Annotated in this window: 9 protein-coding genes and 1 pseudogene; 2 read left to right on the forward strand and 8 right to left on the reverse strand. The window is 47.5% G+C overall.

The genetic code is table 11. The features are described 5' to 3' along the window. Positions 1-142: 142 nt before the first annotated feature. The 8 genes and pseudogenes from ARB69_RS06955 to ARB69_RS06985 all read right to left on the reverse strand — a co-directional run bounded on the left by ARB69_RS06955 (position 143) and on the right by ARB69_RS06985 (position 8,889). Positions 143-907 carry an ABC transporter ATP-binding protein gene (locus ARB69_RS06955; protein ID WP_055152242.1) on the reverse strand — a complete coding sequence of 255 codons (765 nt, stop codon included), beginning with the start codon at positions 905-907 and terminating at the stop codon, positions 143-145. After that, on the reverse strand, positions 904-1,713 hold the full coding sequence (locus ARB69_RS06960; protein ID WP_050639014.1) for an ABC transporter permease: 810 nt from the start codon (positions 1,711-1,713) through the stop codon (positions 904-906). Before ARB69_RS06960 ends, ARB69_RS06955 begins: the two co-directional genes overlap by 4 nt. Then, positions 1,710-2,735 carry an ABC transporter substrate-binding protein gene (locus tag ARB69_RS06965; RefSeq protein ID WP_173020142.1) on the reverse strand — a complete coding sequence of 342 codons (1,026 nt, stop codon included), beginning with the start codon at positions 2,733-2,735 and terminating at the stop codon, positions 1,710-1,712. The genes ARB69_RS06960 and ARB69_RS06965 overlap by 4 nt, the downstream gene beginning before the upstream one ends. A 35-nt stretch (positions 2,736-2,770) precedes the next feature. Then, positions 2,771-3,763 (reverse strand): radical SAM protein, encoded by a 993-nt coding sequence (locus ARB69_RS06970; protein WP_050639015.1) that lies wholly within the window; start codon positions 3,761-3,763, stop codon positions 2,771-2,773. Between the two features lie 691 nt (positions 3,764-4,454). Continuing rightward, positions 4,455-4,592, reverse strand: a pseudogene (locus tag ARB69_RS27645) (cysteine-rich KTR domain-containing protein); the annotation flags it as partial. Position 4,593: 1 nt separating this feature from the next. Beyond that, complete coding sequence (locus ARB69_RS06975; RefSeq protein WP_055152244.1) at positions 4,594-6,324, reverse strand: ABC transporter ATP-binding protein; 1,731 nt, start codon at positions 6,322-6,324, stop codon at positions 4,594-4,596. Next, the gene (locus ARB69_RS06980; RefSeq protein WP_055152246.1) at positions 6,321-8,111 is read right to left on the reverse strand and encodes an ABC transporter ATP-binding protein; all 1,791 of its coding nucleotides are present in this window, start codon (positions 8,109-8,111) and stop codon (positions 6,321-6,323) included. The genes ARB69_RS06975 and ARB69_RS06980 overlap by 4 nt, the downstream gene beginning before the upstream one ends. A gap of 157 nt (positions 8,112-8,268) precedes the next feature. Next, a complete protein-coding gene (locus tag ARB69_RS06985) occupies positions 8,269-8,889 on the reverse strand; it encodes a TetR/AcrR family transcriptional regulator (RefSeq protein ID WP_050639019.1) in 621 nt (206 codons plus the stop codon). A gap of 719 nt (positions 8,890-9,608) precedes the next feature. On the opposite strand from ARB69_RS06985, the gene ARB69_RS06990 reads away from it, so the two are divergent. Both ARB69_RS06990 and ARB69_RS06995 read left to right on the forward strand, forming a co-directional pair. Then, complete coding sequence (locus ARB69_RS06990) at positions 9,609-10,853, forward strand: DUF1015 domain-containing protein (protein ID WP_050639020.1); 1,245 nt, start codon at positions 9,609-9,611, stop codon at positions 10,851-10,853. Positions 10,854-10,900: 47 nt separating this feature from the next. Then, entirely contained in the window at positions 10,901-11,764 is an 864-nt protein-coding gene (locus ARB69_RS06995; RefSeq protein ID WP_050639021.1) for a methionyl aminopeptidase, read from the forward strand. The last annotated feature ends 3 nt before the right edge of the window (positions 11,765-11,767 follow it).

Here is an 11,767-nt window from a genome sequence, read left to right on the forward strand (position 1 = left end):
CCCGCCTAGAATTTCTTAGGTCCGCGGCCGCGTTTTTGAAAGGACATGGATGTTCTCCGGGAGGTTTTCGGCTATCCATTTATGGAGCGTCCCCCCATCCGTGAAGCGATTCATAATAATAAAAGTAATCTTTTTCTGTGGATCATAGTGTAAACATGAACTCCTGAATCTGTTTCCGCAGTGCCTGAAACGCAGAGTCTCCCAGCAGCCCTGCCCGGAAGGACATGGGGAAAGGAACCGTGAATTCTTCCCTGATCCTGCCTGGACTGCGTTCCAGGACGACGATACGGTGGGAGATACGGATGGCCTCTTCTACGTCATGGGTTACAAAGAGAATCGTCTGTTTCCGGCTCTCCCAGAGGTGAAGTAACAGGTCCTGCATCTGGCAGCGCAGCTGGGCGTCCAGGGCTGCAAATGGTTCGTCCATCAGCAGGAGCCGCGGATGGAGCACAAATGCCCTTGCCAGCGCCACGCGCTGCTGCATACCGCCTGACAGTTCATGGGGATACTTGTCTTCAGAGCCTTGCAGGCCCACCAGACGCAGCATCTCATCAGCCTCTTTCTTTTGCCTGCCCGGGGCAGCCCCGCGGCGTTTCAAGCCGAACGCCACATTTTCCCGGGCGGTCAGCCACTCAAAAAGCGCCGGAGTCTGGAATACGACGCACCGCTGAGCTGAGGGTGCAGTGACCTTTTCCCCGTCCAGCCGCACTTCTCCGGATACCGGCTCATCAAAACCGGCAATGATGTTCAGCAGAGAACTCTTTCCACTGCCGCTGGGTCCCAGCAAGGAAACGATCTCTCCTGGACGTATGTGCAGGGAGATATGATCCAGTGCCTCTGTAAGCGTGCCGTTTTCATTTTGAAAGTTCTGGCAGATCTGATCGATTAACAGGCCCTGTTCATTCATGACTTATTTCCTCCTTTACGCATCTGGGGGCTGACAGCACGGCATACTGCCAGCAGCAGCAGATCCGTCAGCTTTCCCGCACAGGCAATGACAATCATCGTTGCCAGGACAATGTCCACATGCCCCAGCATCCGGCCATCCGTCATAACCGCCCCCAGACCTTCGGTCACCCCGGTCACTTCTCCCAGCACGAGATAGGCCCAGGCAACTCCCAGTCCCAGCCGCAGACCGACTGCCACATCGGGAAAAGCAGCGGGCAGAATGACCGTCCGAAAAAGGCTAAATCCTTTAGCGCCCAGCATCTGCCCGGCGCGCAAGGTTACCTCCGGCACCTGGGAGGTGCCGTGTGCGGTATTCATATAGATTGGGAAGAAAGAGGCCAGTGCGATCAGAAACAGTGTATTGCCTTCTCCGATGCCAAACCAGACGATCGCAACCGGCAGCCAGCCTATACCGGGAATCGTCCGTGCGAGATGGATCAGCGGATCCACCAGCCGCCGCACCAACGGAATTCCTCCGCTTAGAAAACCCAGAATCAGGCCAAAGACAGCGGCCAGGCCAAACCCGCTGGCCACTCGTTTCAGGCTGTGGAGCAGATGTCCCCAGAGCGTTCCGGAATAGGGGGTAATCCCAAGCTGCCCCGTAGCAAAATCAACCAGCACGCAGAGCAATTTCTGAGGCGAGGGCAGCTTATACGCCGGCATCCCGCCCCAGGTCGTCGCGGCGAACCAGACGATCAGAATCAGAGCCGGAAGAATCAGCCCTGCGGGATCAAAACCTCCGGCCTTGCGGGACGCCCGTTTCACTGGAGCCCCTCTTTTGCCTGTTCCAGGAAGCTCAGGTCAAACATGGCGTCGATATCCGGAACAGTATCGATCATGCCCAGCTCCAGCATTTGCTGAGCCAGGTTTTTTGTATTCTGAATGTACTGTTCATCAATATCCCAACACAACTCTATGTTCTTAGCCGATGCCTCCAGAAGAGCCTTGTCCGTGCCAAAAGACGCCGCTTTTTCCAGCCACGCATCCGTATCGCTGTTCATCAGCTGGGTGGCTTTAATATGTGCATTCACCAGACTCTGAACCAGCCCAGGGTTCTTTTCAATGGTATCTTCTGTCACGATCATCCCCGCATTAATGGTTCCGATACTGTCGTCAAAGTATGGATAGCTGAGAATCCTGCCGTAGCCGTCCTTTACCGCCTGTGAGGGGTATGGCTCACCGCTTAGAAAGGCATCGATCGTACCGTCAGACAATGCCTGTCCCATATCGAAAAAGTCGATCCGCACCAAGGTAACGTCTTTATCCGGATCCAGCCCTGCCCGCTTCAGCACATCCAGCAAAAGAACATGGTGCATCGTACCCGGGACATAGGCAATGGTCTTCCCTTTCAGGTCCGCTTCACTCTCTATTTTGGATTCTGCTCCCACCACCAGGGCAGAGCATTTATTGCACAGGCTGACCACAACCTTGACAGGTTCCCCCTTTGACGCTGCAGTAATCGCGGTAGGGATAGTCGTACCGGTCATATCCAGGCTGCCGGCCAGAAGCGCGGTCTTCTGATCGCCCGGATTGGTAAACGGCTTCACCTCAATCACCGCGCCGTCCCCCAGTGCCTCCTCATAAAAATATGGTGTCAGCGTCTGTGCCGTCTTCCAGGTACCCACCGTAGCTTTCATGTTTTCGGCAGCCGGTTCTGCCCCCTGCGCTGCCGCCGGGTCTTTCTTTTGTTCTTTTGTCCCCTCTTTTACCGGGCTGCACCCAGCGCACAGCCCGCCCAGAAGCACGCCTGTCATGAGCAGTGAAATCACTTTTTTCCCGATTTTCATCTTTTTATTCCTCCCTCTCCAAAATCGTATTCCATTTATGCAGTCTGATGGACAGTATATCCCGCCGCTTCAAATAATTCCCTGGCCCGTACCGTATCAAACTGATTCCATTTGCCCCCGGAACAGCAGCAGGTATCCCTGGGAATGGCCCCCGTCTCCACCACGGTCACATTTGCCCCAAACTCCATAGCCAGCTGAGTTCCGGGATGGATGCAGATATCGGGCACACAGGCGCCGCAGGCCAGCCGCGTCACGGCAATGATCTGAGCCATACGTTCGTCACTGACCTGGAGATGTACGCCCAGAGGCGTACCCTGCACGGGGATCCGGGCCATAGCGCCCGATACAATCGCCCCACAGTCCGCTGCCAGCAGGCAGAGATCCGCAATCTCTTCATTCGTGTGCTCCACTCCAATGGGCTCTACAAGAAATACCAGCTTCAAAGGGGAAGCCTGTACCGCCCTCAGCGTATCAATACGTGTCTGCGGCTCAAAACGAGTGTCACGCCCTTCACCCAGACGCAGGGAATGATAAATAAAATCTACTCCGCATTCTGCAAGCCAGTAGGCCGTCTCAACTCCAAACTCTCCGATGTTAAGTCCGATCTCGTAAGCTCCCGGTACCTGTTCCCGTATATACCGGATCATCTCCCCCAGCTGAGCCTGGGAATAAAACTCCGTAGTGCGCAGAACGATCCACCTCACACCGTTCTCTGCATACTCACGCACCTGACGAACCGTCTCCTCTGCATTATATTCCCGCCGTTCACCAACAATCCCCCATTTTTCTCCCAACGAACAAAAGTCACAGTTCATAGAACAGGGAACAAAATCCACACCAATTGCCCCCCAAAGATAGGCCCGTTCCCCTGTAAGCTCCTTAGCCGCCCTGCGCCCTGCCAGCCCCAGAGCCTCCCATGCCCGGCTTCCAGGCTCAATACTAAGCAGCTGAACAATCTGCTCCTTACTTAAGACCTCCTTGCTGTGAATTCGTTTTTCCGCATACTCAATCAATTCCAAGTCCAACATTATCAATAACCGCCTTCCTTCTCATGCGCCCACGCAGACCCCGGTCAGTCTCTTGCGGCCCGAGTTATTCTCTTCAAAAGCCGCTGCTTCTGCAGCGTCTATATAAACTAGGATAAGACAGCACAGGTATTGTTTCTGGTAATTTCTCAAGAATGTTTTGTATTTTATACGGGACAAGTTTCTCTCTCACGAAAACATCCCCATGTTCATAGCTGGGCGATCCTGATCAGACTCTCTGTTCCGTGTTTGATTTTTTCTTCTGCCACAACCTGATATATATTTTCAATGATTTCAAAGGGTATTTGCTTTCGACTTTACAAAAGGCAGCAAAAGTATATTCTATATGCTCTTTATATTCTTTGGAATAGCTCATTTTTTTCACCCCCTTTCTTCCCAGTAGGGGGTTATTAGAACAAAGTGGGCAAGCCCACCTCAACTCCCCCCTCACTCATGAGGGGCTTGCACGCTTTGGCGCCGCCGCGATGCCGCCTTGCGGCTATATACCTTATTGCGGCGTGTGTATCCCCCTGAGGGTTTTTATGGTATAGGAAATTCCAGAGGAATTTCCTATACCACAAAAAATGCCCACGTAGCATAAAGCCGCATAGGCATTTTGGTAATATGAATTATTTAAGCAATTATAATGATTTGTGTATTCATCTCTATGGTCGTAAAAGCCCGTTACAGGAAACAGTTGTTGGACGTTAATAAGGGTTTCCTGCCTGTATTTCGGGCAGTACAGAGGAAAGTTCTTCAGTTCGGTATCGCCACGTATCTTCCATCTTGTTTTTCTTTGACCTATAGGACATATTATCCATTCGATATTCATACTAAATGCCCCAATCTTGACTAATCATTTGCAGCTTTACCATATGCGGGTAAATCTTGCCTGTATTCAGCAGTTTTTCCGGCGCTCCCTGTTCAGCAACAGAACCGTCTGAAAGCACAACTACTTTATCCGCGCCGCTTACGGTACGCATACGGTGGGCGATAACAAGTACGGTCTTATCCTTTATCAGCCTTGATAAAGCAGCCTGTATCAATGTTTCGTTTTCCACATCAAGGCTTGCTGTTGCTTCATCAAGTAAGATGATCGGAGAATTTTTAAGGAAAGCGCGAGCGATTGAAATACGCTGCCTTTCGCCGCCGGAAAGTTCACAACCATTTTCCCCAATCATGCTGTTATAACCATCAGGTAGCTTTGACGTAAATTCTTCACAATTTGCCAGTCTTGCCGCTGCAATCACTTCTTCGTCGGTCGCATCCTTTCTGCCTATTCTGATATTCTCCATAATTGTGTTGTTAAACAGCGTCACATCTTGAAATACGATAGAGTACAGCGACAACAATGTTTCCGGCTCTATTTTTGATATATCCATACCGCCAACAGTGATTTTTCCTTTGTTTATGTCCCAAAACCGCGCGGCAAGGCGTGACACCGTAGTTTTGCCGCCGCCGGACGGTCCGACTAAGGCGGTAACTTCTCCTTGTTTAGCCGTAAAGGAAACATCTTGCAATACAGTTTCCCCCGTATTATAGGCAAATCCTACATGGTCGAATACAATGTCATAGCCTTTATTTGTCATTGCATTGCTTCCTGTCTGAATCGGGTGGTCAAGAATTTCATTCATACGGTTTATGTTCGTTTTGGTAGAAATTATCGCAGCAAGATTCTGTAATGCACCCTCAAGCGGGGCATACAGTCTCGAAGCTACAAGTAAAAACATAAAGAACAGCGGAATATCAATCTCCCCAAGAATAAGCAACGCAGAACCTACAAGAGCAACCGTAGCAATCCCAAACTTTAATATCAGTGTTGAGGAAACAACAAAAAGTGCTGTCCCAAGTTCTGTGATAATGTGCCGTTTTTCTACATAGTCAATTTTTTTGTCAAGCCCTTTTAGATAACTTTCTTCCGCATTGTTTGATTTCAAGTCCTGTAAGTTTTCGATACACTCCTGTACGCCGCTTTCAAGCGCAACATTTGCCTCTACGGATTTACGGTTAAAGTATTCCTGTATGCGTGCTGAAAAGAATGTGATTGTAAATGCAATCGGTAAAACCCAAACCGCCGCAAGAGCCATACGCCAGTCATAAGCAAAAAGGCAGATTGCAATCAGCGTTGTTGAAATAAGGGAGCCTGCCAATGCAGGTACATAATGGGAAAACGCTGTTTCCAGTGTGGCGCAGTCGCCCATAATTGAATTTGTCAAATCGGCAAGATCTTTTTTTCCAAAAAAGGATAACGGGATTTTACGAAGCTGTTCTGCTAAGGAGATACGCCTTACACCGCTTTCCACATAAGTAGCTAAATAAGTGGCGTTATATTGAAACCAAGTCACAACAAAGATAAGGGAAAGGCAAACCAAAGCACCAACTATATAGAAAGCAATACGGTTTCCATTTACATTCCCGTTCATGGTATCAATAACAAAGTTATAGAGTAGTCCAACAGGGAGCATAAAGGATATATCCTGTGCCACACAAGCAATACAGCCTTTTATCAAATCGACAGCCCCCTGTCTTGATAACGCAAAGCGTCTTTGTAATGTCTTAATCATGCATTTACCTCCAATCCTTTGTTTTCATTCAAAATTTTCCATTCTGCCGCTTCGGAATAATTCTTCCACATTTTTGTGAATATGCCGTTTTTCTCTATCAGTTCGCTATGTGTGCCACTTTCTACAACCTCGCCGTCTTGCAATACATAAATGCAATCCGCGTCTGTGATTGACGATAGCCTGTGCGCAATCATAATTACTGTCTTTCCCTTTGAGAGCGTGGATAGCGCCTGTTGTACGCGCACCTCATTGTCGGGGTCGGCAAATGCGGTCGCTTCATCAAGAATCAGGATAGGCGCATTTTTCAAAATTGCGCGGGCAATCGCTATTCTTTGCTGTTCGCCACCGGATAGGTACACGCCTTTTGTGCCGACAACCGTATCAATGCCATTCGGTAATTTTTCGATAATATCCAAGCACTGTGCAGCTTCCAGAGCATGGGCGATTTCTTCTCGTGTAGCGTTAGGCTTTGCCATACGCACATTTTCCAATATGGACGCTTTGATAAGGCGGCTGTTCTGAAATACAAAAGATACCTTATTCATCAATGTTTCTTTCGGAATGTCGCGTATGTCGATATTCCCTATCAGTATGCGTCCTTTTTGCGGGTCAAAAAATCTTGTGACAAGATTTGCAAGTGTCGTCTTGCCGCCGCCGGACGCTCCTACTAATGCCACTGTCTGTCCCGGCTTTATTGAAAGTGATACATCATTGAGCGCGTTTTTCTCTCCGTCATAGCTATAACTAACGTATTCTAATGTAATCCCATTATCTTTAGGGATATTATTCACTTTGCTTTCAGACAATGGGTTTTCGTTCAGCACTTCATCAATCCTGTTAATTGCGTCCCCTACAATCATTGCGTCCTCACTCATAAACATAATCTTTGTGAGTGTCGTACCGATAACAGGCGTAATCACAATATAGAAGATAAGGTTTAGCAACAGTTCATTTGTTACACCGCCCCTTGTAAAGAGAATACCTCCGGCAATCAAAAATGCGAATACGCCGTTGATTGCCGTTGTATAGAACATCATAGGCAGACGCAACGCTTTTGTGTATGCGATTACCCATGTTTCATAATTATCTATCGCGTTTTTGAAGCGTTTGAAAGAAAAAATTGTCTGTCCGAAAGTCTTTACTACGGGTACGCCTCGTACATATTCAACGGCTTCATTTGACATATCAGCAAGTGCGTTTTGATATTCTTTCATTTTTTGTTCCATTCCTGCTCCTGTCATCTTCATCATAATCAAGAAACCAAGTATAACAGGAACAAGGCTTAAAAGTCCTAACCGCCAGTCAAAGGTAAGCAACAGGAAAAGCAGACCTATGGGGGTGGCGATCGCCCCCGCTTTGTCGGGGAGTCTATGTGCAAGATACGTTTCCGTAGCAGCACTGGAACTATTTACGATTCTCCGCAGTTTTCCACTTCCATACTTTTCCGTTACTCCAAGTGGCAGGGCTGTAATATGGCGCATAAGTTCTTTTCGGATATTTGCGGCAACCCGGAACGCGCTTATGTGCGAACACATCAAAGCGGCTATATAGACAGCAATAGAGATAACCGCAAACAATACCGCAGACCAACCGTAGCTTGTAACATTCCCTGCTTTTGAGTAGTCAGGGGAAACTTCCAGTATGTCGTGAATGATACGCCATATATACCAAAAAGGTACAAGAGCCAACAGCGCACTCATTATGGACAATACCCAAGAAAGATAGGTTAAAATCTTATGCGCTCCGGCATAGCCCATCAATCTTGATAGATTTGACTGTTTTTTCATTGAAAAAAACCTCCTTGAAAAATTTTTATGATATGAGAACAGAATGTTTGCCCTCGAATATCCTCATTTTGGTTAGTAGGGATCTTATGAAGTTAGTTGTAACTAACCCACTTATAAAAATTATAGGGCAGATTGCCCTAACGAATTTATTCGTTTTTTATTGCCCCATAATCTTCATCCACCCAGCAGTATAGAAAGCTCTCATTTCTTTCAAGTAATGCTTTGCTTCTTCAAGCGGCATTTCATGTATAATCAGCTCAAAAAAAGTATTAAACATTCCTGTAATCAAGATATGCTCTAATCGTTCATCAATAGGCGGTGCAGCTCTGCCTATTTTTTCAAGAACCGCTAAATAATCATGCGTTCCTTTTGTTTCAATTTCTACCATTTCATCAATCAATTTTGAAAAACGTGTTCCCTCCGCACAGCAAAGTATGAGCTTAAATTCATTCAAGTGTTCATAGGCATACAAGAGCATTTCATACATACACTCGCCGGAAGTAGAAGTAAGATTGTCGGGTTGTTCCTCTGGCGGGATTTCAGCAAATTCTTTTTGAGCCTTGCAGAATCGTTCCAGTAAAAAGTTGTAGTGTTCGCCTACCAGTGCTTCAAACAAGTCCTCTTTGCTGTCGTAGTAGCCATAGAACGCACCCGTTGTCACGCCTGCTGCTTTGACAATGTTTCGCAAAGAAGCAGACTTATACCCTTTTTCAAGAAATTCCTGCATGGCTGCTGATAGAATTAGGTGTAGTGTTGCTGTTTGTTCTGCTTCGCTCATTGTCTCACTTCCTTGTTTGTAACACTGTTATATATCGCTGTTATATGATACTGCAAATCAAAAACTTTGTCAATATTTCAAAACAGATTTTTGATTTTTTCTATGAGTTTGGCATTTTCTCCATGCTTTCCGTAGTAGGAGTAAGAAAATGCAGGGCATTTTCGGAAAAGGGTACCCTTTTCCTATGCTTGCTAAGAAACTTATCACATTACAAAGTAAAGGAAGGACGGAAAAGGAATAGAATGGAAACAAGAACAGGAAACAGCAGATTATAAGCAGAAACAGGACAATCCGGCAAATGAAACAGTCATTTACAAAATCGGCGCAACATTTTATGAAGTGTCTGCCTCTTGCGGCGGCTCTGAACAGCTCTACGATAAGATGAAACGGCTCATAAAAATCATCAGATTTCCCGTAATATGTTCAGCGTACCCGCCTATCCGGCATCGGGTGTTCAAGAATTACTTAGCAGCATGGGTACATATCACAACGGCATATACAGCCCCAGCACCTTTCCAGCCTCCCTGTCATGAAGCGTCCCCGTCCGTCGACAAGTCTAAAGCTTGCCGACTAAATCCCGATTTAGATTCCTTCGTACTACAGCCACATTTAAATTCCTATAGTAAATTTATTATGTTTGTGCTAGAATAAAAAGGGTTTTGGCACTCTTTGCCAGACCCTTTTCACCAAATTTAGATTAAATATTAAGGAGAACAATTATGGCAGTCATCCGACCCTTTCAGGGCGTGCGGCCCGCAAAAGAACTGGCTTCATCTATTGCCGCACTGCCTTACGATGTATATGACCGGGAAGAAGCCCGGGAAGTAGTGGACAAGAACCCGCTTTCTTTTTTAAAAATTGACAGAGCCGAGACGCAGTTTGCACCGGATACGGATATGTATTCACAGCCTGTATATGACAGGGCAAGAGACACTCTGGAGGAGATGATTCAGGACGGTTCTTTCGTCAGAGATGAAGATCCCTGTTACTATATCTACGCCCTCACGATGAATGGGCGGACCCAGACCGGGCTTGTGGGCTGCGCTTCGATCGATGATTATATGGAGAACAGAATCAAGAAGCACGAAAATACCAGGGAAGACAAGGAGCTGGACAGGACGCGTCATGTGGACACATTAAGCGCACAGACCGGGCCGATCTTCCTAGCCTACCATGCCCGCCCTGAGCTGGATACTATGATAGCAGCAGTAAAACTGACTGCTCCTCTCTATGATTTTACAAGCGAAGATTCCGTCAGGCATCAGGTCTGGAAGATCAGCAGTCCGGAATATATCACCCAAATCGCTCATATTTTCGAGGGAATTGATAATATCTATATAGCAGACGGCCATCACCGTGCTGCATCCGCCGTAAAGGCCGGACTGAAGCGCCGCAAGGAACATCCCGGCTTCAGCGGTGAGGAGGAATTCAATTACTTCCTTTCCGTCCTGTTTCCGGCAGAAGAGCTGCACATCTACGATTATAACCGGGTGGTGGCGGATCTGAACGGTTATGCATTTGACGATTTTCTGGATCTGCTCAGAAGCGGTTTTGACATTACCGATATGGGGCACGAGGTCTGTCGCCCTTCCTGTAAGGGCGAGATCGGACTTTATGGAAACGGACGCTGGTACCGGCTGACGGCAAATCCGCATCTTTTTTCGGAAGATCCCGTGAACAGGCTGGATGTATCCGTCCTGCAAAATGTAGTCCTTGGTCCGCTGCTGAATATCCGCGATCCCAAAACAGACAGCCGGATCCGCTTTGTAGGCGGTATACGGGGGCTTGATGTACTTGCAGAGGCAGTAGACAGGGCGGGTGACGGCGCTGCATTTGCCATGTATCCGACTTCTATGGAGGAGCTGCTTGCAGTGGCAGACGCCGGGCTGCTTATGCCGCCCAAGTCCACCTGGTTTGAGCCCAAACTCAGAAGCGGATTCTTTATCCATCAGTTCGAAAGATAGATTGCAGGTACAGTTCCATTATATGATTAAAAAAGGAGATGTATTAAATGGAAAGAAATGGCCTTTGCTGGTGCGGCAGTGGAAAGAAATATAAAAAATGCCACATGGCAATTGAAGAAAAATTAAAGCTTCATGCGGACAGAGGCGAGATCGTCCCGAACCGCAAGCTGTTAAAAACCCCATTCCAGATTGAAAAGATCAAAGAAAGCGCCGCTTTGAATACCGCGGTGCTGGATGCGGTCGCAGCGCAGATCCACATTGGAATGAGTACCGAGGAGATTGACAAGATCGTTTATGATGTAACAACAAAGAATGGCGGCATCCCCGCTCCCCTGCATTATCAGGGATTCCCGAAAAGTGTATGCACTTCATTAAATAATGAGATATGCCACGGAATTCCGGATGAGAATATCATTCTCCAGGAGGGCGATATCATCAATGTGGATGTATCAACCATTCTGAACGGCTATTTTTCAGATGCCTCCCGTATGTTTAAAATGGGGAAAATCTCCGAGCGCGCCGAACGCATTATAAAGGTAACTGAAGAATGCGTAGAACTGGGCCTGGCTGCTGCTAAGCCCTGGGGACATCTGGGCGACATTGCAGATGCAATCAACACACACGCCCAGGCCAACGGGTATTCCGTTGTGGAAGAGATCGGCGGACACGGCATTGGGCTTCAGTTCCATGAAGACCCGTTTGTCAGCTATGTAACGCCTAAGGGGAGCGAGATGCTTCTTGTGCCTGGTATGATGTTCACCATTGAGCCGATGATTAATGAGGGCAGTCCTGATTTCTTTATCGATGAAGAGAATGACTGGACCGTTTATACTATTGATGACGGGCTATCCGCGCAGATCGAATATATGGTCATGATCACCGAGGACGGGGTTGAAGTATTAGCAAAATAAGAA

It is taken from the genome of Faecalicatena contorta, assembly GCF_001404335.1.
Taxonomy (GTDB): domain Bacteria; phylum Bacillota; class Clostridia; order Lachnospirales; family Lachnospiraceae; genus Faecalicatena; species Faecalicatena contortus_B.